The sequence below is a fragment of the Mesorhizobium sp. PL10 genome, assembly GCF_053714315.1.
In genome coordinates, this window is sequence record NZ_JBSKBR010000003.1 from 278,929 (window position 1) to 301,860 (window position 22,932).

30 protein-coding genes are annotated in these 22,932 nt (G+C 60.4%); 7 read left to right on the plus strand and 23 right to left on the minus strand.

The genetic code is table 11. The annotated features are described in order from the left end of the window. Positions 1-31 precede the first annotated feature (31 nt). From ACWGTO_RS07535 to ACWGTO_RS07550, 4 genes are read right to left on the minus strand one after another with little or no spacing between them, the layout of a single operon-like run. Complete coding sequence (locus ACWGTO_RS07535; protein ID WP_454574234.1) at positions 32-253, minus strand: hypothetical protein; 222 nt, start codon at positions 251-253, stop codon at positions 32-34. After that, complete coding sequence (locus ACWGTO_RS07540; protein WP_454574235.1) at positions 250-471, minus strand: hypothetical protein; 222 nt, start codon at positions 469-471, stop codon at positions 250-252. The genes ACWGTO_RS07535 and ACWGTO_RS07540 overlap by 4 nt, the downstream gene beginning before the upstream one ends. After that, entirely contained in the window at positions 468-1,031 is a 564-nt protein-coding gene (locus ACWGTO_RS07545; protein WP_454574236.1) for a hypothetical protein, read from the minus strand. Before ACWGTO_RS07545 ends, ACWGTO_RS07540 begins: the two co-directional genes overlap by 4 nt. Continuing rightward, positions 1,028-1,180 carry a hypothetical protein gene (locus ACWGTO_RS07550; protein WP_454574237.1) on the minus strand — a complete coding sequence of 51 codons (153 nt, stop codon included), beginning with the start codon at positions 1,178-1,180 and terminating at the stop codon, positions 1,028-1,030. The genes ACWGTO_RS07545 and ACWGTO_RS07550 overlap by 4 nt, the downstream gene beginning before the upstream one ends. Positions 1,181-1,270: 90 nt before the next feature. On the opposite strand from ACWGTO_RS07550, the gene ACWGTO_RS07555 reads away from it, so the two are divergent. Continuing rightward, entirely contained in the window at positions 1,271-1,492 is a 222-nt protein-coding gene (locus ACWGTO_RS07555; protein WP_454574238.1) for a helix-turn-helix domain-containing protein, read from the plus strand. Positions 1,493-2,015: 523 nt separating this feature from the next. Continuing rightward, a complete protein-coding gene (locus tag ACWGTO_RS07560) occupies positions 2,016-2,264 on the plus strand; it encodes a hypothetical protein (protein ID WP_454574239.1) in 249 nt (82 codons plus the stop codon). A gap of 11 nt (positions 2,265-2,275) precedes the next feature. Here the strand turns inward: ACWGTO_RS07560 and ACWGTO_RS07565 are convergent, their stop codons facing one another. Further along, entirely contained in the window at positions 2,276-2,497 is a 222-nt protein-coding gene (locus tag ACWGTO_RS07565) for a DUF768 domain-containing protein (RefSeq protein ID WP_454574240.1), read from the minus strand. Positions 2,498-2,521: 24 nt separating this feature from the next. Continuing rightward, complete coding sequence (locus ACWGTO_RS07570) at positions 2,522-3,397, minus strand: ATP-dependent DNA ligase (protein ID WP_454574241.1); 876 nt, start codon at positions 3,395-3,397, stop codon at positions 2,522-2,524. 86 nt (positions 3,398-3,483) lie between these two features. Here ACWGTO_RS07570 and ACWGTO_RS07575 point away from each other — a divergent pair, with 86 nt between their 5' ends. After that, a complete protein-coding gene (locus ACWGTO_RS07575; protein ID WP_454574242.1) occupies positions 3,484-3,708 on the plus strand; it encodes a hypothetical protein in 225 nt (74 codons plus the stop codon). Between the two features lie 86 nt (positions 3,709-3,794). Here the strand turns inward: ACWGTO_RS07575 and ACWGTO_RS07580 are convergent, their stop codons facing one another. The 14 genes from ACWGTO_RS07580 to ACWGTO_RS07645 form a co-directional block, all read right to left on the minus strand. Continuing rightward, complete coding sequence (locus tag ACWGTO_RS07580) at positions 3,795-5,816, minus strand: hypothetical protein (protein WP_454574243.1); 2,022 nt, start codon at positions 5,814-5,816, stop codon at positions 3,795-3,797. A 99-nt stretch (positions 5,817-5,915) separates the two neighbouring features. Next, the gene (locus tag ACWGTO_RS07585; protein WP_454574244.1) at positions 5,916-8,981 is read right to left on the minus strand and encodes a hypothetical protein; all 3,066 of its coding nucleotides are present in this window, start codon (positions 8,979-8,981) and stop codon (positions 5,916-5,918) included. Between the two features lie 4 nt (positions 8,982-8,985). Next, positions 8,986-9,375 (minus strand): hypothetical protein, encoded by a 390-nt coding sequence (locus ACWGTO_RS07590; RefSeq protein ID WP_454574245.1) that lies wholly within the window; start codon positions 9,373-9,375, stop codon positions 8,986-8,988. Beyond that, positions 9,375-9,959 (minus strand): hypothetical protein, encoded by a 585-nt coding sequence (locus tag ACWGTO_RS07595; protein ID WP_454574246.1) that lies wholly within the window; start codon positions 9,957-9,959, stop codon positions 9,375-9,377. Before ACWGTO_RS07595 ends, ACWGTO_RS07590 begins: the two co-directional genes overlap by 1 nt. Before the next feature lie 106 nt (positions 9,960-10,065). After that, positions 10,066-10,224, minus strand: coding sequence for a hypothetical protein (locus ACWGTO_RS07600; RefSeq protein WP_454574247.1), 159 nt, complete (start codon positions 10,222-10,224; stop codon positions 10,066-10,068). An 11-nt stretch (positions 10,225-10,235) separates the two neighbouring features. Next, the gene (locus tag ACWGTO_RS07605) at positions 10,236-10,430 is read right to left on the minus strand and encodes a hypothetical protein (RefSeq protein ID WP_454574248.1); all 195 of its coding nucleotides are present in this window, start codon (positions 10,428-10,430) and stop codon (positions 10,236-10,238) included. Then, positions 10,427-11,866 carry a hypothetical protein gene (locus tag ACWGTO_RS07610; protein WP_454574249.1) on the minus strand — a complete coding sequence of 480 codons (1,440 nt, stop codon included), beginning with the start codon at positions 11,864-11,866 and terminating at the stop codon, positions 10,427-10,429. Before ACWGTO_RS07610 ends, ACWGTO_RS07605 begins: the two co-directional genes overlap by 4 nt. Continuing rightward, positions 11,863-12,252, minus strand: coding sequence for a hypothetical protein (locus ACWGTO_RS07615; protein ID WP_454574250.1), 390 nt, complete (start codon positions 12,250-12,252; stop codon positions 11,863-11,865). Before ACWGTO_RS07615 ends, ACWGTO_RS07610 begins: the two co-directional genes overlap by 4 nt. Positions 12,253-12,651: 399 nt before the next feature. After that, a complete protein-coding gene (locus tag ACWGTO_RS07620) occupies positions 12,652-13,134 on the minus strand; it encodes a hypothetical protein (protein ID WP_454574251.1) in 483 nt (160 codons plus the stop codon). Further along, positions 13,131-13,373, minus strand: coding sequence for a hypothetical protein (locus tag ACWGTO_RS07625; RefSeq protein WP_454574252.1), 243 nt, complete (start codon positions 13,371-13,373; stop codon positions 13,131-13,133). Before ACWGTO_RS07625 ends, ACWGTO_RS07620 begins: the two co-directional genes overlap by 4 nt. Positions 13,374-13,584: 211 nt before the next feature. Continuing rightward, positions 13,585-13,767 (minus strand): hypothetical protein, encoded by a 183-nt coding sequence (locus ACWGTO_RS07630; RefSeq protein ID WP_454574253.1) that lies wholly within the window; start codon positions 13,765-13,767, stop codon positions 13,585-13,587. Then, positions 13,767-13,955, minus strand: a complete 189-nt coding sequence (locus ACWGTO_RS07635; RefSeq protein ID WP_454574254.1) for a helix-turn-helix transcriptional regulator — start codon at positions 13,953-13,955, stop codon at positions 13,767-13,769. Before ACWGTO_RS07635 ends, ACWGTO_RS07630 begins: the two co-directional genes overlap by 1 nt. A gap of 747 nt (positions 13,956-14,702) precedes the next feature. Beyond that, positions 14,703-16,004: a tyrosine-type recombinase/integrase gene (locus tag ACWGTO_RS07640; protein WP_454574255.1), complete on the minus strand. Its 1,302-nt coding sequence runs from the start codon at positions 16,002-16,004 to the stop codon at positions 14,703-14,705. 916 nt (positions 16,005-16,920) lie between these two features. Next, complete coding sequence (locus tag ACWGTO_RS07645; RefSeq protein WP_454574256.1) at positions 16,921-17,229, minus strand: putative quinol monooxygenase; 309 nt, start codon at positions 17,227-17,229, stop codon at positions 16,921-16,923. Positions 17,230-17,565: 336 nt separating this feature from the next. Here ACWGTO_RS07645 and ACWGTO_RS07650 point away from each other — a divergent pair, with 336 nt between their 5' ends. After that, the gene (locus tag ACWGTO_RS07650) at positions 17,566-17,739 is read left to right on the plus strand and encodes a hypothetical protein (protein WP_454574257.1); all 174 of its coding nucleotides are present in this window, start codon (positions 17,566-17,568) and stop codon (positions 17,737-17,739) included. A gap of 1,336 nt (positions 17,740-19,075) precedes the next feature. On the opposite strand, the gene ACWGTO_RS07655 is transcribed toward ACWGTO_RS07650, so the two are convergent. Further along, positions 19,076-19,348, minus strand: a complete 273-nt coding sequence (locus tag ACWGTO_RS07655; protein ID WP_454574258.1) for a hypothetical protein — start codon at positions 19,346-19,348, stop codon at positions 19,076-19,078. A 55-nt stretch (positions 19,349-19,403) separates the two neighbouring features. After that, a complete protein-coding gene (locus ACWGTO_RS07660) occupies positions 19,404-19,670 on the minus strand; it encodes a hypothetical protein (RefSeq protein WP_454574259.1) in 267 nt (88 codons plus the stop codon). 265 nt (positions 19,671-19,935) lie between these two features. Between ACWGTO_RS07660 and ACWGTO_RS07665 the strand changes: the two genes are divergently transcribed. Then, positions 19,936-21,438 carry a winged helix-turn-helix domain-containing tetratricopeptide repeat protein gene (locus tag ACWGTO_RS07665; protein WP_454574260.1) on the plus strand — a complete coding sequence of 501 codons (1,503 nt, stop codon included), beginning with the start codon at positions 19,936-19,938 and terminating at the stop codon, positions 21,436-21,438. 27 nt (positions 21,439-21,465) lie between these two features. Here ACWGTO_RS07665 and ACWGTO_RS07670 read toward each other — a convergent pair whose 3' ends face one another. After that, entirely contained in the window at positions 21,466-21,693 is a 228-nt protein-coding gene (locus ACWGTO_RS07670) for a KTSC domain-containing protein (RefSeq protein WP_454574261.1), read from the minus strand. Positions 21,694-21,831: 138 nt separating this feature from the next. Between ACWGTO_RS07670 and ACWGTO_RS07675 the strand changes: the two genes are divergently transcribed. Both ACWGTO_RS07675 and ACWGTO_RS07680 read left to right on the plus strand, forming a co-directional pair. Next, positions 21,832-22,428, plus strand: a complete 597-nt coding sequence (locus tag ACWGTO_RS07675) for an alpha-ketoglutarate-dependent dioxygenase AlkB (RefSeq protein ID WP_454574262.1) — start codon at positions 21,832-21,834, stop codon at positions 22,426-22,428. A 64-nt stretch (positions 22,429-22,492) separates the two neighbouring features. Next, positions 22,493-22,876, plus strand: a complete 384-nt coding sequence (locus ACWGTO_RS07680; RefSeq protein ID WP_454574263.1) for a hypothetical protein — start codon at positions 22,493-22,495, stop codon at positions 22,874-22,876. The last annotated feature ends 56 nt before the right edge of the window (positions 22,877-22,932 follow it).

A 22,932-nucleotide genomic window follows, 5' to 3' on the forward strand; every position in this document is an offset into this window, starting at 1 on the left:
GCGGGCCAAAACGTTTCGCCTGCGGAATGATCTACGCCTGTTTGCTGTTCAGGTGCTCCCGAAGCGGCTTGAGCACGTCCTGCGCATAGATCAGGACATAGGCTATCGAAGCCATTTCATCCTTCGACACGTTGGACGGGTCGGCCTCGTAGGCGTTGATGGCGAGACGCGCGACGCGCAGCAGGTCTAAGGCATGGTCCATGACGTCCACAGCCTCGTTGCCAGGATACTGCTTGCTGATGACGGCTCTCATGGCTTCGGCCCTTCCTCGCGGCGAGTGATCTGGCAGAGCCGCGAGCGACACTCTTCGGCAGCCCCGATCTGCTCAATAGCCATCCAGGCCAGCCGCTGCACGACGCTGCTGACATCGGGACCCAACGTTTCAGCAATGAACGCCAATGCCTTCATCAGATCGGTGGCCGTGGTCAGCGGCTCTTCCAACTCGCAGGCTTCTTGAAAGGGCGTGTTCACGACGCACCCCCTTTCCCGGTGTTGGGCGGACTCTCATTGCCACCCCAAATGACGCCGGGGCAATCGTAATCAGCCGGGTCCGCTTCGCGGTCGTGATCAACCTCGCGCTCGTGGTCGCCTCGGGAACCATCGGCCCAGTGCTCCTGCGATTGGCCCGGCTCCTGCCTTGTGAAGCAGCTGCGAGGCATTGCAAGGCCGCTGAGCGGATCGGCGTCCCGTGACCAAGGGTGGCGCTCTGGCGCCCCTAGCGAAGGCTCCAGGGTGCCATCGTCCTCGTAATCGCTGTTGTCCTGCTCGCGGTCGTCGTGGGGGCTCCCACGGCCATCGCTGAACACGGGACTCATCGTCTGGGGGCCGCGATCAGTCCACCCAAGCCACGGCTCAGAGTCCGCGCCGTCTTCCAGGTCACAATCCGCCTCCATCACATCGAGGGCGGTGATGAGCGCCGTGGCTTTGTCGAATAGCGCATTGAGTTCCTTCTCGATGGCGCGGCGCCAGGTGCGCGGATCTATCCCCTCCGGGATGCCGAAGGGCTTCAGACTTCCGACGGGGGCGTTCACGACCGCCCCTCAAAGCTCTTGATGATGCGTTCCGCGCGGTCTGACAGCTTGCGCGCCGTGCGCAGCAGCATCAGCGCGAAGCGTAGGCGAATGACACGGCAGAGGGCGGGCATAGCTCCGCCGGCTGCCGGAACAGGTGTATTCGGCATTGGTTGCTCCTGTAGCGTTCTAAGTGTACAACGTCCCAATTGATAGCGACGAAACGACGTTTCGTCAACTTGCATAGGGACAATGTACAAATGACGCCAGTTCAGATGCGGATGGCCAGGGCAGCTTTGGGGTGGGGAGTAAGGGATCTCGCCGAAAAAGCCGGCGTGACCGCAAACACAGTCACGCGCATCGAAAACGGATCAGACGCGAAACAGTCGACCATCGCGGCGATGCGGACAGCGCTTGAAGCTGCCGGCGTCGAGTTCATCCCCGAGAACGGCGGCGGCGCCGGTGTGAGGTTGAGGAAATGACCTACCAGGGGGTGAAGTGGATCATTATCCCAGCCTTGGCCTTGGCAGCGACTTTGAATGTGGCTCGGTCGGCATCGTGGGTCATTGTTCCCGGGACCAGTTCTGCAAACCTCGCCTTGTCGGGTTGGCGACAGACCGGTGCAGCAGCTGGACTATCGTGGCCTGACGGTACACAGGCCGTAGTGTCCTATTGGGAAAACACTGGAGGGACCGAACGATTGATCAGGCGTTGCGTCACCTATTTCGATAAGGACTTTCGGCAGACTGGCGACAGTTGCTACCAAGCGTTTTATTGATGGTTCCGCTCTACATCGCGGCCATTGGGGCCACGTGCCTCGCAAGCGCGGTGTGGCGTTACAGACGGCGCGACATGGTAGGGATGTGGGCAAGCCTCCTGATGGCCTCGCTTGCCGCCCTGGCCCTATTGCTTCCTGTGAGGTAGGGCGTCCAGATTGCCAGCCGGCCCGGCATGTAGGATTATAGTCCTCGTTGCGGCGACCCCCCTCGAACGGAGTTCGCTACCATGGCCAGGACCAAGCCTTCAAAACAGCTATCGCAGGATGAAATCGAGCGCTTTCTCGTGGCGGCTGAGGCGCTGCACAAGAGCATCATCGGTCCGCTACTGGCGTACCACAGCGAGCACTACCAAGCGCTTCGTGAGGTCCATGAGCCGCTGTTGAAATCGATAGAGAAGATCACCGGCAAGAAGGCACCGTTCATACAGCAGAACATGACAGGGCCGGTGACTCCACCTCGCCGCTGCTCGACGTGAACCGTTCCTTATCAGTCCGCCAAACCGACATCTTGGTGCACGATCGCGTCGAAGATGGCTTGGTAGACGCTGCCGGTATCTTCCTCAATTTCGGTGCTGGTGATTCCGATCGCCTTGGCGTCGGCGAAAAGCTTCTGGGTGAGCTCAGCCACCGAAATGATATCGGCGCCGACCGTCTTCGGCACGTTGTTGGAGATCCATTTATACAAAAAGTCGGTGCCGCGCGTGCTCATCAACCTTTAAGCTGGCATTTCGTCTTAGGTTCCATCCTCGATGATGTCCTGCACCGACGCGTGGCGCAGCTTGGGCTCGCCGCGCAGATGCCGGACGCGGGCAGTGATACCGGGCTTCACCCACTCGACGTCACCGTCGGCGACAGCGGTGGGGACACCGGCCGGCTGTTCGGCGCGCTGGATCCGCTGCCACAGACGTTCCTTGATGACGCGTGTGGCCGCGATGACGGCTTTGCCAACATATTTGCCATCCTTGGCGAACAGGCCCTCGGTCTGCTTGCCGGCCTCCCGCTTGACGCCGATGAGATCGAGGCGGTCGACATCCCAGCATTTCGTTTTTACCCAGGCATCGGATTCGCCGCTGCGATAGGGGCTGTTGCGCCGCTTCGACACCATCCCTTCGAGCTTCATCTTGTCGACTGCGGCAAAGAAGTCGGCGCCGCTGCCCTCGACGTGCTGGCTGTACTGGATGATGCCCTTGGCTGGTTTAACGAGATCCCAGAGGATGGCCTTGCGCTCGATCGCCGGCAGCACGCGCAGATCACTTCCATCCTTGTGCAGAATGTCAAAGGCGACGAAGGCGAGCTGTTCGGCGTTCCAGGTCATGCGTGAGTGCATGGCGTGGAAGTTCGGACGGCCGTCGGCTTCCGGGGCGATCATCTCGCCGTCGATGATGAAGGACTTCGCCGGCAGCTTTTCGCCGGCGTCGATGACCGGCCAGAACCGCTTCGACCAGTCGTGGCCATTCTTAGTGAAGGCACGGGCGCCGGCCCAATCAAGGATGAGCTGGACGCGAAAGCCGTCATATTTAATTTCGTGCAGCCATTCGTCGCTGATAGGCGGCTCCAGCACCAGCCGCGGTTCCTGCGGCTTGATGAACTTCAGCCGGTCAGCACTCATACACGGATACTCCGAGAACGCGGATTCAATTAGTTTTAGCTAAAATGGTTCCGGAACTTTTACCGAGCGTCGGTGTTCGAATCGCCATGAAGAACGATCCAGAATGCCGGGCAGCCCTGCGCTTGATCAGAGAAACGATCGAAAACCACTGCCCGCCCGGCGTGCTCCCCAGCGAGGAAATGGTCAACGGGCTTTATGGTCCGGACTTGATCGACGAGGCCGAAGCATTGGCAACGGCTATCGTCGCGACGGTCCAGCGGTTATCGTTCGACCAGGCGCAAAAGCCGCCAGAACCCAGCGTCAAGGGCTGAACGCAAAAGCCCGCCGACACTGGCCGGCAAGCTGCGGCAGCGTCACCGTTGCGGTGTCGCGGCCGATCGCCAAGACAGCATATAGGTCAGTCCAGCACCTCGACCTCAAGTCCGTTACAGGTGATATCCCCGGCGCTGGCGGTGCCGTTCTGCCCTTGAAATTTGGCGACAATGGCACCGCTGATCGCGTCGGCGCCAGTGCCGCTGGTGATCTGCGAGATGGTGCTCGGGCCTGACGTTTCTCTGACGTAGGACTGGGTAGCGGCACCCGTGATGAACACTTCGCCTTCGATCTGCCAGCCGACGCCGTTGAGTGCCGATGCCCAGCCGCCCATGTTTGTCGTACCAAACCACAGCCGGCCGGTCTTTGTGTTGGCGTTCGCTGCGGTGGTGCCCCATGCCTTGATCCGGACACGGCGACCGATCGCGAGGGACGCGGCCGCAATGCTGTAGGTCATCAAGTCTTCGGCCGTCGTGACCGCCGTGGTCGAGGCCGGGGTGAGGTTCAGCGAAACAGCTTCGGATGACTTGCCGTTGATGACACGTTGAGCCGTCGCATTGACGCCGGCCGCGCCGATGTAGTTGCGGCCTTCGAGGATGACGTCCTTGCGGAGGCAGGCGTTCAGATTCACGTCGAAGTTGCCGCCCGCGTTCTGGTTGTTGTTTTCTGCGGTGATACCGGCGAGGATGACCTTCGTTGCGCCTGTGTCGACCTGGATGCCATTGTGGTTCATGTAGGCGGCGAGGAAGTCGCGCACGACGATATCAGTGGCCGTGGCGCGCAGGCGCAAGGCGGCGCTGGTGCTGCCGCGCAGATAGCCGTTGGTCGAGTTGGTATTGTGGATGCGCCAGGTGCGACCATTGATGTCCAGACCCGCCACCGTGGCCTGATCAAAGCCGCAGTTGACGAGGTAGACATAGGACGGAATGAGCGTGTCGGTTCCGACCTGGGCGATGACGCCAGTGCGAGGCCAACCGATGATGGTGTTGACCAGAAACACGCCCTGACAGTCGCCGACCATTGAGACGCCATCCGCACCGCCATCGAGCGAGGCGGCATTGACGTTGTTGAGGTAGACCGACACTGCCCGGCTGAGCTTGAACATCTTCAAGTCTTGCCACGTCGACGCGCCAGTACCCTGCTGGTTGAGGTTGTTGATGTTGATGTTGAAGATGTAATGGCTGTCGTCGGCGCTCTGGAACACCCACGTGCCGGCGCCGCGCTGATTAATGTCATCGATGTTGATCCAGCCCGTTTGCGCCGCCGCTGCGCTGCCTGTGAAAATGGCGCAGTATGCGAGATCGCTGAAGCTCAATCCTTTCAGCGAGGTATAGTAAGGCGCGCTTTCGCGGTACGCTGTGATCCCGGTCTTGCCGTTGTTGACGAAGCGGATGTTCTGGACCTTGAACGGCACGGGGGAACCGATGATGGCGCCAGCCACGTCGATCATGACGTTGCTGTTTGCGACCGGCAGGAATTTGACGTCGCCGAGGCCGCGCCAGCCGCCGCCGTTGGCGCGGTTGATCGCCTGACCGCTGAATAGGTAGCTGCCTGACGGGAAGATAAGCTCACCGCCCACAGCAGCGCGCGCAGCTTCAGCCAGTGCGATCGCCGCCGTGTCATTGGCGACACCATTGCCAACGACGCCGAAGTCTTTCACCGAAAGGATCTCGGTAAATTTGTTCTGGATGGTGCGGGAAACGGCACCTGTGCCGGTCTGGGTGTTGAGGAGTTGAGAAGCGGCCGGCGTGTCCTCGATGATGGAAAGCGCGGTGTCACCAACCACAGGATCCAGCGTGTTGAAAACGAAGGTCTTGCCCGCATTTGCAGTGCCTTCCTGGACACGAGCCGTCGTTCCCTTCTGCATGGTGCGCGACGACCGAGCATCGGCCGCTCGGTACCATTGGCCGGCCGAAACGGTGCGGATGCCGTTCTCCGAGCCGTCGGTCTGGTCCTTGACCAGCACGCGGTCGCCGACTTCAGTCACAACGCCATCGATCGTCAGCAACCCGCCGGTATCGACGTCAATCGGACCAGTTGTTGCAAGTCTGACGGGCTCGCGCTCGCCGGTGAGAAGCCTTACCGCTGCTGTTGCTGGGCGTGCCATGAAAAGGGGCTCCATCTAAGGGACGGGACGTCATCCGACGTTCCTGGGCGCACTTGCCAAAGGTGCGGGTTGGCATGACAACCGATTGAGATCGGCATGTCAGTTTTTCCTCTTGTCAGGAAGATCGAGGGCTGACCCGGTGGCTTTTTCCACGCGGTCGAACAGGGTTCTGAGGTAGAAGAGATTTTGCAGCGGGACGAGCTGCCGCATCGTGTGCAGGTCGCTACGGCTGAAGTCGCCGGCGGCGATGGCGCCGGTGCCTTGGAAGATGTCTGAGGCAGCGTCCAGTGTGGGCCCCAGGAGGGCGCCAGCGGTGTTTCTGGTGGCATAGCGCGATATCTGCTTGCCGGTGAGCGCAGAGATTCCAACGTGGCCTCTGGTGGCCTTCTCCAGCACCCCGTTCGCATCCATGAGCCAGCCGGTGAGGCCTGACCAGTCGAGCGCTTCAGCGGCCCACACTCTCGGATCTTCTGACGTCGGTTGGTTTGCTGCTGTTTTCCTCGCCCAGTAGGTCATGGCGCCGAGGCCAAGGGAGAGCAGCGCACCGTTCAGTGTCGCCGCGTCGCGCTGCTGTAGCCCGGCCAGCATGGTTTTCTGCATGGAGGAGATCGAAAAGGACTTGAACTGGCCGATGGTCTTCCCGAGCTCGGTCGACATCCACAAAGGTTTGTCCTGCCCAGGCGTCACGATGATCTTGTCGACCTCCCGCACGACTGCCGCCCTGAACGCTTCGCGCGCCACGGGGTCTGCCCAGTCGCCGGCTTTCGCGAGGAGTATCCCGCCCTGCTCTTCGCCATGCTCTGCGAACTCTCTCGCAATGCGGCCGGCAAGATCGGAATCTATGCCGGATGCGGCCAGTGCCCGGATGTCCTTTGCCGTGCCGGTCCCGGCCGCCAGGCGCTGGGAGGCTCGCAGGATGTTCGTCATCGTAACCAGGCCGGAAAACTGCTTCAGGGTCGCGTTCCAGGGCGCCATGAGGGACACCAGGCCAAACCGGTTTGTCAGAGCATGCAAGCCCCGCTCGAAAGCAGTATGGCGGCCGTAGACATCGGTTATATCCGAGAGCGCCATCACCCTGCTGTCGAGCACCATATCGAGAGCGGTGCCTGCGTCCTTCACTTCCTGAGCTGCGAGGCGAAAACCTCGCATGTTTCGCACCATGGGCAGGAAACCATCGCTGAAGGTGCTGGCGAGGCCATGGGAGAAAACGGTTTTGGCAAGGTCAGGGATGGCCGAGACAGTCATTCCGCCAAGGAGACGGAGGTAATTGACGTTGCGAGCCACACGGCCCGCCCTGAGGACGAGGGAGTTGGGATCGGCCGGGAGCGCATAGGTGCCGCGAAGACGGTCCCTGATGCCGGAGAGGTCGCGTATTGCGGCCTTCCTCGCGTCATCGATTGCAATGCGGGCCTTCTCGGTGGTGGCGAGCGCTATCTTGCCGTTCGCGGCATCGTTGATCTTCCTGATTTCCTCAGAAAGATTTACGTCACCAAATTTCCGGGCGATCTCGACATCCGCTGACATCGTCCGGGTTTGCGCCCTGAGGACATCCTCGATGTCGGTGTTCAGAAAACCTTCGATCTGCTTGCTGGGAATCTTGAGCAGACGTTCCTTGAGCGGGCCACGCGGGCCAGCGACGATGTCATAGGGGATGCGTGTGTCTGCGTTGCCGAGAATGCGGTCGACGGTATCGTTTACCAGGCCCTTCACCTCGGCATCGGACATCCGGCCGAGTTCCTCGAACTGCGGGTCAAGCTTCTTCGGCTTTGCCGCCAGCTCACTTGCAGTTGTTGCTTTCGCTGCATGGTCGCGTCGGCTCAGAAAATAGTCATTGAGGATGGTCGTGAACTCGTCGCGCTTGGCGATGATCCGCTGCTTGTCATAGAGCCGGAAGAGATGGCTGACGTCGCCTTGGACTGCCACGTCCTCAGGCAGCAGCCGTGCATCCACAGCGGCTTGCTTCATCGCGTCGTCAAGCTTGCGGTAGATGCGGGCAGCCTCCGCAACTTGCGGGATCGCGTGTTCCTCACCCGAAAAGGCAGCCTTGCCGACCTCCCGCTTGAAATCCTGGTAGGTCAGACGGCCTGTCGATCCGCGTACCCTGTCGAATTCGGACAGGCCAGGAGCCAGAAACCTTTGGAAGGTGGTCGGCTCAGGAGTGTTGTGGAAATATCGGGCATACGCGGTGTCGATCTCGCGAAGCGCCCGGGCGAGCGGAGCATTCCACATCTTGATCCGCGTCTCGACCGATCCACCACGTTCGGTGGCGACGCCGGCAGCGTTTTCCACATACTCGAGCGGGGTCTCTGCCAACTTTCGAACAGCCTGCCGCGCGTCGTCAAATTCGCTGAGCTGGAGCCGGATCAGGGGATCTTGCTTGTTGACGAATGGTATCTTTGAAATGAACCCCTCATCCTTCAGCACGAGAGGGCCGACGTCAGCTGCGGCGGCGCCGACGGTCGACCTGTTGCCAAGGTTCGCGAATTCCTTGTCCGCCGCTGCCCAGGCTGCGCCCTGCCCCTCAAGCTTCGTAGACAGCGCACGGCTCTCCGCTGCGCCAAGATAGCGCCCTGCCAGGGCTCCGAGCGCTCCGCCAAGCAGGATGGACCCGCCGATGCTCGCAAGGCTTTCCTCTCGCGTCCTTGTGTAATGTGTGGCCTGGAGCCCTATTTCCGTAGCGCCTGCCTGAATACCGGCGCCGGCAGCAGCGCCGGCAGCCATCCGTCCCGCGAGAGCGAGCCTTGTGCCGCCACCGATCACCGCGCCGCCGCCGAAGGAAAGCAGCGTGGGAAGGTCAAAAACTCCCGCTGCCATCTGCGCAATCGTGCCCTTCCATCCTGAAGCAGCAATGGTCCGTCTGTCGGCGTTCTCCTGGTCGATCTGGATCTTGATCGAGTCAGCGGCGCGCTTGTTCATCACGCCTGCGAAGCTCTCGACATACGGCGCGTAGTGCGGGTCATCCTTGACGTAATCGATGGCGTTGAAGCTCGGGTCATCGACGGCGCCCGGATCTGGTCGGCCGCTTGCTTCCGCGAAAGCCGTCGTGACGTTGACCGTCCGGAATGCTGCCTTCCAGGTCTCCCCGAATGCCGGTTCAGGAGGTGGCTCCTCGACCGGAATGTTGGTCAGGTCTCCAATCGGCCTGCGCTCATCAAAAAACGGCATCGTGCTAGCTCTCCGCCCAAGGGTGCCAGGTCGGGTTGATGGCAGGCCTGAGGTCGCTGTCGGCCACAAACGGCAACAGAGGCTCGATTTCGGCCTCGGTGGCGCCGGCGATGCCGAGTTCCGGGCAGCGATGCATTGCCCTGATTTCTGTTGCCTTGACCGGCAAGATTAGCGGCGGGTTTGTCTGGGCCAGAATGCAAAGGGTTTCACCCTCGGGCGTCTGACGATCGCCGAGATAGATCTTGCACTCCGCGCCAGATTCGCGGACCACGGCCACCACATCCAGCGGCCGAAGCTCCGAAAGCGGATCGACCTGGACGATGCTCCCGGTCACGACAAGCGAGCCAAGTGTTTCGTCGCGGTGCTGGAACTCGTAAGCAGCAACGAACGACATCAGGCGCTACCCTCTCGGTTCAGCATCTGGCTGTGAAAGCGGCTGTTGCTCTCGACGGCATCCACCGGCGGCGCAGCCGTAGCGCGGCGATCGATGATTCCACCGCTGGAAAGGAACTGCAGCAAAGCCTTGTCAGCCTTCACGCCCCAGGGGCTGAGACGTGCAGGCATGGAAGCGCGCGGGCCAGCCATCGACAGACGTCGCACTGCGGACAGGTTGATGGTCTGTCGACCATTTGCTTCCAAGGTTGCGTTGGCGCCATTGATGGAGTTCGCCAGCGCATCGACCCTGAACAGTTCGCCGCGAAGCTCCTCGACCAGTTCATAGACGCGGCGATAATGCTTCCCAAGGGCTTCCCCTTTGGCCTTGGCATCGGCGGCGACCGCCTCCAGTTCCGTAAGGGCCTCGGCTTTCGCAGCAGCGATACGGCGCTTCTCGGCGCCTTCGATGGCCTTTTCGATCAGCGCTATGTTGCTGTCGCATTCGGCAATGGAGGCACGCACTGCGGCCAGATCACCATCGCCGAAGATGGCTTTGTCCTCTGCTTTCGCCAGATCCGCCTTGCGGGCCATGACGTCGTTCATCGCGGTGTCGAGCGCGGCAATGACGGCGGCAAAATCGCCAGCGGTCCGCGCTTCCGCGAGTTGCCTGGTGTAGGCGTCGAGAGCGTGGCCGCCGGCGCGGATGGCATCAATGCCGGGCTGCTGTGAAGGTGTCATGTCGGGTTCCTTTGCGTGTGTGGGCTGCGATCGATTGCGCCTGCTTGGCCTTCGCTGCTGCCAGGCGCTTTTTCTGGTCCTTGCGCAGCTTCGCCGCGTTGGCCGGGGCTGAATTGGTCTGTCCGCTCATGGCTATTTCCTTCACTGCGGATTGTTCGGGAACCACTTGTTCAAGTCTTCGCCCGCTGCCTTGCACAGTTCGATCGCGCGGCGTGGGTTCTCCCGGCACAGTTCGTAGACCCGGGTCAGGTTCGGAATCTTGCCGTCCTCGCCGCGTTTGAAAGGATTGCCACGTTCGCGACCGTCTGGGCCGAATGCATCGCCGATAGTGCTCATCTGAAATCTCCTAGAGGGTCATGGTGCTTGCCGGTGTGGCCTAGCGGCGCCTTGATTGGCCAACCGTCGTCAAGGTCGGCGCTGTCAAAATCGAGTGTGAGCACGCCGGCGGCGGCGTTTGCCCAGTCGTCATGGTCGCCGGGCTGGTGGTCGATCTGCGCGCCGCGCACAACGAGGGTCAGAAGCTGTTCCTGAAGCTTGCCGACATCCAGCAACTCGACATCTCCCGCGTTCAACAGCGGTTCGAAGGCCTCATAGATTTCAGTGCGGCTCAACTCCGAGGTTTTGAGGGTGATCTCCTCTGCCTGAAAGGCGAATTTGAATGTTTCGCCGGCATAGGCATCGCCGGTGACTTTGCGGATGCCGTAGACCTTCATCTGGCGGGCAAACTTCTCGACTGCCTTCTGCGGGTTGAAGGGTGGCGCGCCGTCCTGTGAGACAAGAAGATCGAGGATTCGCCGGCCGCGCGCGTCCCTGTGGCCGATTGCAAGCGTGGCATCGTCGGAACTGCCGCCGCTCATGTCGACAAAGGCGCGATATTTGACACCACGCTCCGGCGGGATGATGCGCATGGTCGGCACAATGGCGCGCATCACCATGTCGCCATCCAGAAACGCCCCATTGGGCGCGCCAGGCAGGTTCAGGTGCAGGCGGCGGTACTTGTGGGTCGGCAGTCGGCGCTTCTGCTGTTCGAGGTAGGCAGGGCCGTCCGGCCATGACAGCATCGACGGGTTGGCGCGTTCCTCCTGCGGCAGGTCCGCAAAGTCGGCATCGGTGCAGACGTCGCCCGAATACCACGAGAAGAACATGCGGGGATCGGCGCCGGCCTTGCCAAGCTGCTTCAGGTCGTAGAGCGGCACTCCAGGGCTGGAATAGATCGTGTCGTAGCTGGTGATCCACTGCAGCGCATCGGCGCGCGTCGGGTCCGGTGCAAGGGCTTCGAAGATGTCCCAGTTGCGATAACCGTGGATCTCGTCATAGGCGTTCAGCGATGCTGTCTTGCCGTGCGCGCCGAGTGCGTCACGGGCGGGCAGGATGCGAATCTCGCCGCGGTTGTCCCGGCGCCTGATGCCCTTGGTGAGCGCGTTGACCTCGCGGCCGAGCGTCAGCGGGTTGGCGTCTATCAGCTTCTTGGCAAGCTTGAGGTCGTCGCCGGCCTGGTCCTCGTCGTTGGCGAGGATGTTTACGTCATTGCCGTGTGAGCTGTCCCAGATCAGCAGGCGGTAGAAGCTTGCCAGCACCAGGTCGGTGGTCTTGTTGTTTTTCTTGGCCCTGCCCGACAGCACAAGGTTGTACAGCGGCGATCCGTCGTCGCGGAGGGTGTAGAGCGCCCGCATCATGAACTCGCGCCTGTAAGGCTCGATGGTGTCCATGAGCGGCCGGCCGTCGATCCAGTTGAGGCGCGCGAAGAAATCGATCGGGGATGGTGAGGTCACGCCGCACCTCGCTGCATCTGGTCGCGCAGTGAGGGGGTAACGTCCTTCATCTTCCGCTCAAGGCCGATATCGGTCAGCAGACGGCGCAGCGTGTTGATGGCGGTCGTGTATGTGCCGATGTCCAATGCCTCCAGCGTGTCGTCGGCCTTCGCCATCTTTGCTTCGGCGCTTTCGCACCAGGCCGAGAGGACGGCGGCGCGCTTGGCAATGACGAGTTTGGGCGCGGAAGGGTCTTGGCCCATGTCGCTGGTGAACTCTGCCAGCAGTTCGCGGATTCGACGCGCTATCGCGGAGCGGCCGTCAATGTCCGGCAGCAGCGCAGTCCCGTTGCCGAGCTTGCTTCGTTGCCGTGACTTGGTGGGGACGACGCCCGCGCGTTCTGCCATCGAAGTTCCGTTGCCCGTATGTTGCCCCAAATCGAAGCAGAGGCGTAAGAATGCTTGGAAAACAGCGGAATTGCAAGGCTTTCAGGCCAAGTGAACAACCGGTTTGTAGCCGGTTTGCTCTAATGTGCGCTCTTTTTTCAAGGCATCGAAGGCATTTGAGAGGTGCAGAAAATTATCGTGCTCCGAGCGTGTGCCTTGAGCAATTTCCTCCGGCTGTGCTTTCCTCTGAAACTGACCAGCCGTTTTAACAATGTTGCTGTTTTTTCATTTCCTTGCGGAGGTCTCAAAGTCTTCTTTCGGTTTAAGTTTCAGTCTCAGTCTGGTCTCCGTCTCGGTCTCAGGTCTTCTCTCGGTCTCGGTCTCTCTGTATCGATAGGGTATGCATAGGCTATCGATAGGCTATCGTGCCGCGCGCAGGGCAATCGCTGAACTGGCCAGCCTTGAGTGATTGCTGATCTCGCTGTTGACGGTGGTTTCGCTCTGCCCGCCCCAATCGGTTTCACAGAATTCGGCCTCGGCCTTTTTGCGTAGTTCATCGCTGTCGATCCTGTTGATGAGGCGTCTGGCGCCCTTGGCGTGCTTCACATTGGTTGGAGGGTTGTGTTTGAACCATCGGTCTACAAACACCTCCTCGGTCGATTGGTCGAAGCTGATGAGGCCGGCGGCGACGAGCAGGCCGCGTGCCTTTCGGTATCGCTCCATTGTCCAGCCGAGATCAGCTATCGCGTAGCCGTCGGGCAGCCTGTAGCAGCCCGACGAGTTCATATGATCGCCGGTCATGAAGTAGACCAGCAGCAGCCGTTCGTCGCTTCCCTCCAACCCCAGGAAGCGCGGAGAGCGCCACAGGGCTGGAGAGACTTTCGACCACTCGCGCCCGCTCATGACGCGGCCTCGCATTTCAGCCGCCGATGCTCGGCCTTGTGGTGGTTGCGGCAAAGCCAGTCGACATCCATCGGCCGGCCATAGTCAGCGTGATGGCCTTCGCTGTCAGGCGAGCCGCACACCTTGCACGCCTCCTGGATGACGAGACCGCGCCTGACGGCCGAGCGGAGACACTGCTGCGCCCAAACCTTTTTCGGATGCTGCTCGCGCCATTTGGCTTGTGAGGGGTACTTGCTCATGACACCCCTCCCATGCCGACAAGTTCGACCACAAGACGAGCGATCGGCGGAGTGAGGCGGTGCCGGCGAGCGATGACTGCGGCGGCAAGAGCCGTTGCAGAAACCCCGGCACCGCCATATACTGTGGTCAACTGGCCTTCGGAAAATCGCCGGTCTTCTTCAACGCCGTTCCCGACAGCCATCGGGGCGGCGTTTCCCTTATATGGATGCCTCATAGCGCACGAGCCCTCCGCAGATTGGCCTCGCGGACAGCATCGACAGCCTCCTGGGGGGAAAGTCCGAACTTCTCCCGCAGTGTGGGGATGATCGGCCGCCCAATGCGTTCGCGGCTGGTCTGGGAAAGCCATTCGCCGGCATGGGCCACGGCTTCGCTGTGTTCGTGATCCGTGGTCATTACGCCACCTCACGCTGGTCGACGCGGGCCTTAACCCAGGCGTCAATCTCGCTTTCGACAAACGCGCGGCGCCGTGGGGACAAAAAGACCGGTCGAGGAAAGCGGTCCTCTTTGATCAATTTATCGATGTAATTGCGGGAGTAGGTGATGCCCTTCTTGGGCAGTTCTGCGAGGGGGATAAGCGGCATGGCTTAGATAGCCTCCTAGGTGTCTATTCACGCCTAGGAATTTGGATCGCTGCCCATCCCAATAAGAGTTGGGACCTACCCTTAACGGGACGGTTTTTTAAAAGCCGGCTTTACATGACCGGGCCAATAGGGCGCGTCACCGAACAGGCCAAATGTCGCGGACATCAACTCATCATCCGACAAGGCAGCTAGTCTGCGCATCGTCGCCCTGCGGTCCCATCGGTGCATTATGCTCGCACGTCGGAGTTTGTGGGCCTCCGAGAGAATATTTGCCAAACTTTTTGAAGACACGCCGGCCAGATCGGGGACCTGCTGCTTAAAGTCCCTATCGTGCGATAAGGCCTCGCAGATCTGACGTTGCGTGATCGTAGTTCCTCTCGCGGCCAGCGTGTTCCGCTTCCGGCGTGCCAGCTTGTAGAGCAGATATTTTACCTGAGCGTCGCGTGTCACGGGCGCCCCAGGCGAACGAATTGCGGCAAAGCCGGGGACGTGCACCCTAGCTAGTGCAAGAGCCAAAAGCCGCCATGCGTCAGGCTGCGTTGATGATATCGAGAAATGGTCAAATAGTTGAGGGATTCGCTCTCGCTCGCCGGCGGCTCGAACGGCCTCGTCGTGTCTCTGTTCTGCCGGCCCGACATATTGGAGAGCGTGTTCGCCAAAGGTTTTCCGCTTAAATGCCCAGTGATCGGGCAGGACAATCGGTTGCCTCAACTTATCTCGATAGGGCTTACCGTTTGCTTTCACCGGTTAGGCCCTCGCCGGCATTGCAAACACGTTTGTCGCCGTTGCCCGTCCAGTCAGCCCTAGCAGGGCGCCCTCCCAGCGCGTCAGGGCGTCCCGTTTGACCTTGAGGCGGTCGGATTGATTGTAGGTCCTGACAAGCGCTGTAGGCACATGCCCGATGACGGCCTCGGCCACCTCGTCCATGACGTCGAGCTCGGACAATCGGGTGCGAACCGTTCGGCGGATGTCGTGGTTGACCCAGGCCGGCAGTGTCGCCTCAGGGTCGTCCTTCTTGAGCGCCTCGAGCATCGCAGCGTCGATCCGAAGCTTTACCTTATGCCCGATCGTCACCGGTCCGGCGCCGTCGAGCGAGCAAAGCCAGTTGCATTTCTTGAACCGCGGCAGCTTTTCAATGATGGCGAGTGCTTCATCGGTCAGCGGGACAACGTGGTCCCGGCCGGATTTGAAGCGAGCCGCCGGCACGGTCAGCGTCTTGCGGTCAACGTCGATTTCAGACCATGACCCTTGCGCGATGTCATTGAGGCGCTGACCGGTCAGAAGGAGCAGGCGATAGACGGCGCTGTACACGTCGCCAGCAGCCGTTGCCCTCCACAGCGCCGCGATCTCAGCGTCGTTGAGTACGCGGTCCCTTGATGCCTTCTCGCCTATCGTGGTGCGCACTTTCTTTGCGCGGAAGGGCGAGGCGGGGATCAGGTCGTCGTCAACACACCAGCCGAAGAACGTTCCGATCTTCTGCGCGATGTTGAGCGCCTGCCGCTGCGCACCGCGCTCATAGATTGGCTCAACCACGGCCATGATGTCGGCATTCGTTAGCGTGGCCACGTCCCTGCCCTTCCATTTCGGCAGACATTCGCGGTTTAGGTCGCGCTCATCCTCGTCAGCCTTTCGAATACCGTCCCGGCGCCGTGCTTTGATGAAGCGGTCCAGGATGGTTTCAAAAGAGCGGTCGCGACTTTCCAATGCGGCGCGCGCCGCAGCTTCGCGCTCTTCCTCGGCCAGCACCTTGGGATCAATCCCCCGGTCGATCAAGGCCGCCCATTCCCTTGCCTTCGTCCGGGCAGCGTCGAGTGACATGACGTCGTATTCACCGAGTGCACGGCGGGCAGGCTGCGCAGCACCGCCGAAGCGGGCGACGTAGATAAAGCTCACCTGCCCGGCCTTGAGTTTGGAGCCGTTCGCCGGCGCCTTGTCAGTGACGCGGACACCCATGTTCGGGACCTGGGCATCCATGATCACATAGCGCTGACCGGTCGGCGCAGGCTTTAAAGCCTTGAGGCGGTTGTCGGTAAGGTTTTCGCGGGGCATTCGGCTCTCCGGGGCAACGTCGGGGCAACAGGGCTCGACTGCTGCTTATGTTGCCCTAGTGTGCACTAATGTGCAATAGGGAAAGCGAACTGCCAACAAATACAAGGCATGCGTCGGCTCCGAACAACCGGTAATGTGCTCTGTTTACCTATCCCGAATGCGGCTGTTAACCGGTTGGTCGCTGGTTCGAATCCGGCCCGGGGAGCCAATCTTTTCAAGCACGTGGCGAAGCTGCAAAACCGGCGATTTTTCGGTTATGTGCGGTATATGTACGGTGGACCAGATTGCTTGCCTTTCGAATCGAAAAGCCCGCCACCGTGATGACAGCGGCCAAGACTAACACGCTGATAGATTTTCAGAGCCCTTGCCCTCCAGATATGAGGCACGGGCCGTCATAGTCGCCATGGTCGGCTTCGCGCTCGTCGTCGCCTCCCGCATGACTGAGCGCCCTGTGGATAGTAACCCACTATTCACCATAGCGGCAGTTCTTCCCGGGCATCCGGCGCATTAGGGACAGCTTACGTGATTACCCCCATTCGCGCCGCCAACGACTCAGATAGCTTGATTTTCGCGGGTCCCCAACCCCGTATTGGCCGGCGCTGCCCACCATAAACCCCACCCACGGCGCCGGCCATCTTGCCAAGGTGGACGGACCGATCCACGCAAGATTCACCGACGCTTTATCAACACCACGTTGCCATCAGGGCGGCGCCAGCGCGGCGGGCTCACCCTTTGGTTGCGTCGTTCGTTCATTTGGTGGTGTTCCGACTATATTAGTGAGCACGTATATATCCCATCAGCCGGCGCCACCATCTTGATGCCCCTGCCGGTTAGGCCCGGTGCTTACTGGCCTACCCGCCCCAAGTGCCGGGCCGCTTTTCCGATAAGTGCCTCAAGTTGATCTTGGCAAAGATCTTTACTTCGCCGATTTGTCGGCGATGACACCCAATTTCTGGATTTCCGGTGTCTTAGCAAACATGTCGCCTGCCTTGATCTTCTCCATCAATCCGGCGGCAACCTTCCCGTTGAGATGCGCGTCACGTCCCCCCTCGTCGTCGAAGGTATCGAATATTGCGAAAGACGAAGGTCCTTCCTGAATCGCATACCATGTGATGGTTCCGGGTTCGGCTTCCACCAAAGGAACCGCCGACTTCAGGAAGTCCGCGACCTCCTTCTCCTTGCCGGGCTTGGCTTCAAGCGGAACGTACAGCGCGAACTTTGTCATTCTGTTCTCCCGTTCTAATCTTTTGCTAGTGTCGATCGCTACCAATCGGCCTTCTTGCCTGGCGGCAGAATTCGAGGGACGAGCAGCGTTCTCGATGGGAGCGGCTACATTCGCTAAGGGGAAATCGACCGCTGCATACACAACCCGCGATAGGCGTTGCGGTTCCACCCCTACAGAAGGCGGGACATTTCGGCCCCGGCCGTCTTGCGGCACATTGTCCGAGATCCATTTATACAGAAAGTCAGTGCCGCGCGTGCTCATCGAAGAGAAAGCGCGCGGGTCATATTAGCTCCCGCTCATCTTGACGCCAGCGCCGGCCGCTCCAGAGTCTTGGGCATGGCTCGGGGTAATATCAAAGTAGGCGATGAGGTCGCTGTCACTGCCATTGTGCGCGGGCGGGTGACGCCCGATCGCATCAGCGTGACCATCCCCTCCTACGCCTTCCCACATTCGGTCGTCGATTCGACTTCGAAGGCCGTGATCGGCCAGCATATGGAGCTCACTGGCTAGGTCACGCGCGTTGACGGCGATAAGGTGACGATCAGCCTTCGGCCGCTCGTGACCGTCGATGCCGAGCACGTTCGCTTGGTCGAGAGCTATGTTGCGCCAAAGCGGAAAACGCGGCTAGTCGGTAAGGCCTGAAACGTTCCCCGCGTCTCCACCCTCGCTTGGCTTGGTAGAAACTCGCCGGGCGAAGACCCCAACCGCCCCAAGCCCGGCGAGCCTACAACCTGACCAGAGTACGCGATCAGGACCGGGGATCAGCCGGCAAAAGTGGTATGCAGCAAGAGCGGTGCCAGTATTTCAGTGCTGAAAAGGGACAGTGCCCATTTCGGACCGGAGCATGCTCAAACTCGCAAGATCGGGAGTCCATTAGCACGCACTTTATTAGTTCTGGAAAATTTTAACGAATCGTTGACCGCGCTGTCCCAAAATAGGACGGCGCGGTCAAACCCCAACCGGACTGCGCAGGCGGCTCCGGCAACCCCCAACCCAAGCGCAGTGTCGGAGCCGCTTCCACGCCTCTGTATACTAGCAATGGTTGAATCAACGGTTACGACAAGTGGTTTCCAAGAAGCTGCTTAGCAACCAACCACGTCGCTTTCCGGTGGCGTTTTTGACCAAGCGCGGCAACTTGCGGCGGCGAATGACAAAAAGAATGTCCGTTAGCGTAGCGCCACGCGAAAAGCCCGCCACCGTGAGGCTGGGGGACTCGTTCGCTTATCGGCAGACTTCACGAGTCGGCGTTGCGGAAGCCGCTGACCGGACATTCGACGTCATTGAGGCGAGGCAATCCTCCAGACGTTCCAGGCGCGCCTTCTGGAATCGCAGTGCGTGCGCGACGTCATGCAGCCTGGATTTACCCTGAGAATTGGCAGCGGCGATCAAGTCTATTTCGAGCCGACTGATCTCGCTCCGCAGGTTGCGAGCCTCAGCTTCCCTCAGACCCTTGATCCATCCAGCCCCGCGCATCACCAGCACAATTTCATCCACCTGACACCAGGCCGCACAATAGCAGGAGTTTGCTAACAACCCTGCCATGGACATTCTCGTATTTTAATCATTGCTAATATGAAAAGCCTGAGCGAGAGGAAGCTGCTGCAGAAGCGTTGACCCCACCGATCAGCTTGCATGACATGCGCAAGCACCTCTTGATCATGTCGGCCTTGGATCTGTCAGGATTTTAAGTGGAGAGAGGTGGTAGGCGCAGTTGGCTATCTCCAAGCGCAGCCTGTTTCAATGACTTGGCTGACTTTCTGGCCAATGCATCGAATATGAACGAACAAGCATCCGCCTATGCCAGCGGACGTTCGCGCCTGGAAGAGCCCGGAAGCCGAAGCCGCCGTCAATTATAGCCAGTCTGAAACCACGGACTGGTGTCATACCCTAAGCGCGGACTGTAATGATCCAGGAAGTTTGCGCCCCCATTTGAGGGTCGCGCAACCACGGTGCTGGTCAATTTGCAATCCCGTTTCGTGGTCGGCTTGCTGCCAGCCTTCATATGAGCTGCGGAACACGACGTTGCAGCCTGAGCGGTGGCCACCTTTTTCTTCTCTTTCGCAACAGCCGCTCCGGTGGCGGCCAATACTATTGCTACGCCAAAGACAACGAGTTTCATTGAAACGCCCCTCACCTTACACAATCCGAAATGATTGCGCCTAGTTGACTTGACGTCAACCACGTTTTGTCCGCAACGACGGCGAAGCTTCGCGCTCGACCTGTTTGGCGGCGTCCGGAATGGTGCCCTTCGCTTCCTGTTTGGTGTCCCGCCGCCCGTAGACAAGCCCAAACACAAGCGCGAAATACCCCGCCTGCAGCACAAAAGCGGCGATGACGCCCCAGATTACGCCCTTCCCCATGGACCCCGTGTCGAGATAGGCCCAAACTGCAACGACCACCGACGTCGCCAGCATTCCTACCACAAACTGCGGAAAATACATTGCCCCAACCCCTTTCCGACGTTCCCCAACGGCTTCCCACACCCTTCTGACCATTATTTATTATTTTAGCAATCGCGCAAGTATGGCAGTTCGGTCGCTTGCGCAGCCGCCCCCGAGGAGCAGCCTCCCGGGGGGACCGGCGGCGACTTCGCTACTTCAGCTGAATATCTGGCGTGGCGTTCAGGGCATAAGCCTCGAAAGTGACGCCGGCACTTAAGCGGTGCCGAAGCTGTTCCGAAACGTCCAAAACGTCTAATATGCCCACATGCAGGGGACTCGCCTCGCTTTTGGTCCGTTTGTACTCGATCCCGATATCGGGACGCTCCGTAAAGAGCAGATCCCGATCGCTGTTGGGCATCGTGGGCTGACGCTGCTTGCTGCGCTTACGGCACGGCCCGGTGAGATCCTGACCAAGGCCGAGTTGATGGACGCTGCCTGGCCTGGCACCGCCGTTGAGGAAGGCAACCTTACCGTCCAGATCGCGACACTAAGAAAGGCACTCGGGCCGGCTGACAATGGCGGCGAGTGGATCGCCACGGTGCCTCGTATCGGCTACCGCTTCACCGGGACTGTCGAGCCGGTGGCGAGCGCATCCCGCAGACCGATACCCCCGTCCGGCAAGCCGTCGATTGCGGTGCTGCCTTTTGCCAATTTGAGCGGCGATCAGGACCGGCAGTATCTCAGCGACGGCATAACCGAGGACATTATTACCGAGCTGGCCAGGTTCCGCTCCCTCCTTGTCATCGCGCGCAATTCATCGTTTCAGTTTCGTCATCCGGCATTGGACATTGCCGACGTCCATCGCGAACTCGGAGTTCGCTACCTCGTCGAAGGCAGCGTGCGAAAGCTCGGTGATCGCATTCGGATCACCACACAGTTGATCGATGCCGCCACCGGCACCCACCTGTGGGCTCAACGCTACGATCGGGCCCTCGACGACATCTTCGCATTGCAAGACGAGGTTGCGGCTCTCATCGCCTCGATGGTCGAAGGCCAAGCGGGGGCCGATTCGGCGAGCCGGACCAGACGCAAGCCTCCGGCCGAGTGGGATGCATACGACTACTACCTGCAGGGGCGCGCGCACTTCTACCGGTACGAAAATGACAAGGCCGAGCCTCTGTTCGTTCGGTGTGTCGAGCTCGATTCGACGTTCGCCCAAGGCCACGCCTTCCTTGCGCAGGCCCTTGTTAGCCGATTTTGGTACGACAACGATCCGCGGACGCTGCAGAAGGCCTGGGAATCGGCGCGGACGGCGCTCGCTCTCGACAGGAGCGACGGTGTTTGTCACCAGAGCATGGGGCTGGTGCTTACGCACATGCGCCGGCACAGCGATGCCGGAGTGCATTTGGAGCAGGCGCGCTCGTTGAACCCGCTGGACGTGAACATAGCGGGGGACTACGCAAGCTGGCTCAACTACGGCGGACAGGCCGAGACGGCGCTGAACGTGCTCGAAACTGCGCTCCTGCGCGACCCATTACCTCCGATATGGTTCTGGGAGGTGAAGGGCAGCTCGCTCTTCCTGCTTGGAAGGTATTCGGAAGCCGTCGGTTCGTATCAGAAGGCCGGCGACCAATTCTTCATTCATGCCTTCCTCGCAGCGGCGCACGCACATTTGGGCGAGACGCAGAAGGCCCGCGCTGAGGTCGCTGAAGCACTGACGAGGAAACACGGCCTGACTCTCCGGATGATGTCAGGTCTCCCGTTCGCCGACCAAGTCGCCCTCGAGCTTTTCACGTCAGGCTTGAGAAAGGCCGGTTTTCCCGCGTGAACGCACCTTCGGGGCCTGATGCGTTGCTCAGGATCCAGCCGCTCGCCGGCGCCCGTCCTCAACCAGGCGAAACCGGTAGCGATCACGTATGAACTCGTTGAAGAATTGCCCTTTCGAGAAGGCGGCCCTGAACGCCGCATAGGTCTCGGGCTCGACCTCCTCATAGTCGTAGCGGTTCCCGCTCGGGACGAACCAGACCGAAAGCACCTTCGTCGCCGGGTCGTAATGCGTGTTGCGGATGGCTGTGGACGGCATGTCAAAAATCCTGCTTCGCCTCAAAATCCCGCTTCGCCAGTTCTTAATGCCGCAGCAATCCGGAGGTTCCGTCGGACGGACAGGCCTCCGGCTGCGCCAAAATCTTGCCTGCTCGCTGAGCCTTCCTATCTGCGTCAGATGTCACCGATGAAATCGAGCACTGAAGCCCACGCCTGCCAGGGCGATCTCTTCGGCATGGCGTCCACCCTGCCGGAAGGGTTCTCCTATCGGCCGGACCTGATCACTCCAGACGAAGAGACCGCGCTGGTCGGTCACCTCAAGGGACTGTCGTTCAAGCCCTTTGACTTCCATGGCCATCTTGCCACCCGGCAGGTGGCCGGCTTTGGCCTGCGCTACGACTACGATCGGCGCGAGGTCGTTGAAGCGCCGCCCATCCCAGAATTCCTGCTACCGCTTCGCGACAAGGTAGCGGACTTTGCTGGTCGCGCAGCCCCAGATTTCGCGCAAGTACTGATCAATGAATACCGCCCGGGAGCGGGCATAGGATGGCATCGCGACAAGCCGCACTTCGAACTTGTCGCCGGCGTGTCGCTGCTGGCGCCGTGCAGCTTTCGGCTGCGCCGTAAAGCCAGCGTGAAATGGGACCGTGAGACGATCGAGGTCGAGCCGAGGTCCGTCTATCTCATAGACGGTCCGGCGCGCCGCGAATGGGAACACAGCATTCCGCCCGTCACCGGGCACCGCTATTCCATCACGCTGCGCACCCTGAAATAGGCACCACTCCAAGGCACGCAGCAGCCGCTCTGGAAGGCAGCGCCCAGTTGTGCTTCGATTGCATATGAGCGTTGATCGCAGCAAAACCCTGGGCATCCGCGCAACGCTCGTTCTATGGGCGTGTCTGTCCTGCCTGCTGGCTTTGCAATGGCTCGTCGATCTTGGGATGGTCGGCTTTCCCGACGGATACGCAACGCCCTATGCGAGAGCGACCAGCACGCCGTTGCATGTCCTTGTCTGGGCATGCCTGGCGCAGAGCCTCTACTTCGCTTGCCGGGCCTTGTTCGGCAAACGGTTCGGGCCTTCTCTCTTCCTGCAAATGCTGCTCGCCGTCGCACTGACTGTCGCCCCGGGGCTTGTCGTAAAACACTGCCCGCAGTCTCAGACATGCAGCAACATCTATGAGAAACTCACGAATAAAATGATGGACGATGGCGCGGGTGGATGACGTTATGTCTCCCATCGACCGGTAACCGACGATAGGTAGAACTTTGGCGCACCTTG

Excerpts from the sequence above, each read along its gene's own strand:
- ACWGTO_RS07535 (WP_454574234.1), bottom strand. The coding sequence starts at position 253 with ATGAGAGCCGTCATCAGCAAGCAGTATCCTGGCAACGAGGCTGTGGAC.
- ACWGTO_RS07550 (WP_454574237.1), bottom strand. The coding sequence starts at position 1,180 with ATGCCGAATACACCTGTTCCGGCAGCCGGCGGAGCTATGCCCGCCCTC.
- ACWGTO_RS07555 (WP_454574238.1), top strand. The coding sequence starts at position 1,271 with ATGACGCCAGTTCAGATGCGGATGGCCAGGGCAGCTTTGGGGTGGGGA.
- ACWGTO_RS07560 (WP_454574239.1), top strand. The coding sequence starts at position 2,016 with ATGGCCAGGACCAAGCCTTCAAAACAGCTATCGCAGGATGAAATCGAG.
- ACWGTO_RS07565 (WP_454574240.1), bottom strand. The coding sequence starts at position 2,497 with ATGAGCACGCGCGGCACCGACTTTTTGTATAAATGGATCTCCAACAAC.
- ACWGTO_RS07570 (WP_454574241.1), bottom strand. The coding sequence starts at position 3,397 with ATGAGTGCTGACCGGCTGAAGTTCATCAAGCCGCAGGAACCGCGGCTG.
- ACWGTO_RS07575 (WP_454574242.1), top strand. The coding sequence starts at position 3,484 with ATGAAGAACGATCCAGAATGCCGGGCAGCCCTGCGCTTGATCAGAGAA.
- ACWGTO_RS07580 (WP_454574243.1), bottom strand. The coding sequence starts at position 5,816 with ATGGCACGCCCAGCAACAGCAGCGGTAAGGCTTCTCACCGGCGAGCGC.
- ACWGTO_RS07585 (WP_454574244.1), bottom strand. The coding sequence starts at position 8,981 with ATGCCGTTTTTTGATGAGCGCAGGCCGATTGGAGACCTGACCAACATT.
- ACWGTO_RS07590 (WP_454574245.1), bottom strand. The coding sequence starts at position 9,375 with ATGTCGTTCGTTGCTGCTTACGAGTTCCAGCACCGCGACGAAACACTT.
- ACWGTO_RS07595 (WP_454574246.1), bottom strand. The coding sequence starts at position 9,959 with ATGAACGACGTCATGGCCCGCAAGGCGGATCTGGCGAAAGCAGAGGAC.
- ACWGTO_RS07600 (WP_454574247.1), bottom strand. The coding sequence starts at position 10,224 with ATGAGCGGACAGACCAATTCAGCCCCGGCCAACGCGGCGAAGCTGCGC.
- ACWGTO_RS07605 (WP_454574248.1), bottom strand. The coding sequence starts at position 10,430 with ATGAGCACTATCGGCGATGCATTCGGCCCAGACGGTCGCGAACGTGGC.
- ACWGTO_RS07615 (WP_454574250.1), bottom strand. The coding sequence starts at position 12,252 with ATGGCAGAACGCGCGGGCGTCGTCCCCACCAAGTCACGGCAACGAAGC.
- ACWGTO_RS07620 (WP_454574251.1), bottom strand. The coding sequence starts at position 13,134 with ATGAGCGGGCGCGAGTGGTCGAAAGTCTCTCCAGCCCTGTGGCGCTCT.
- ACWGTO_RS07625 (WP_454574252.1), bottom strand. The coding sequence starts at position 13,373 with ATGAGCAAGTACCCCTCACAAGCCAAATGGCGCGAGCAGCATCCGAAA.
- ACWGTO_RS07630 (WP_454574253.1), bottom strand. The coding sequence starts at position 13,767 with ATGACCACGGATCACGAACACAGCGAAGCCGTGGCCCATGCCGGCGAA.
- ACWGTO_RS07635 (WP_454574254.1), bottom strand. The coding sequence starts at position 13,955 with ATGCCGCTTATCCCCCTCGCAGAACTGCCCAAGAAGGGCATCACCTAC.
- ACWGTO_RS07640 (WP_454574255.1), bottom strand. The coding sequence starts at position 16,004 with ATGCCCCGCGAAAACCTTACCGACAACCGCCTCAAGGCTTTAAAGCCT.
- ACWGTO_RS07645 (WP_454574256.1), bottom strand. The coding sequence starts at position 17,229 with ATGACAAAGTTCGCGCTGTACGTTCCGCTTGAAGCCAAGCCCGGCAAG.
- ACWGTO_RS07650 (WP_454574257.1), top strand. The coding sequence starts at position 17,566 with ATGGCTCGGGGTAATATCAAAGTAGGCGATGAGGTCGCTGTCACTGCC.
- ACWGTO_RS07655 (WP_454574258.1), bottom strand. The coding sequence starts at position 19,348 with ATGAAACTCGTTGTCTTTGGCGTAGCAATAGTATTGGCCGCCACCGGA.
- ACWGTO_RS07660 (WP_454574259.1), bottom strand. The coding sequence starts at position 19,670 with ATGTATTTTCCGCAGTTTGTGGTAGGAATGCTGGCGACGTCGGTGGTC.
- ACWGTO_RS07665 (WP_454574260.1), top strand. The coding sequence starts at position 19,936 with ATGCAGGGGACTCGCCTCGCTTTTGGTCCGTTTGTACTCGATCCCGAT.
- ACWGTO_RS07670 (WP_454574261.1), bottom strand. The coding sequence starts at position 21,693 with ATGCCGTCCACAGCCATCCGCAACACGCATTACGACCCGGCGACGAAG.
- ACWGTO_RS07675 (WP_454574262.1), top strand. The coding sequence starts at position 21,832 with ATGTCACCGATGAAATCGAGCACTGAAGCCCACGCCTGCCAGGGCGAT.
- ACWGTO_RS07680 (WP_454574263.1), top strand. The coding sequence starts at position 22,493 with ATGAGCGTTGATCGCAGCAAAACCCTGGGCATCCGCGCAACGCTCGTT.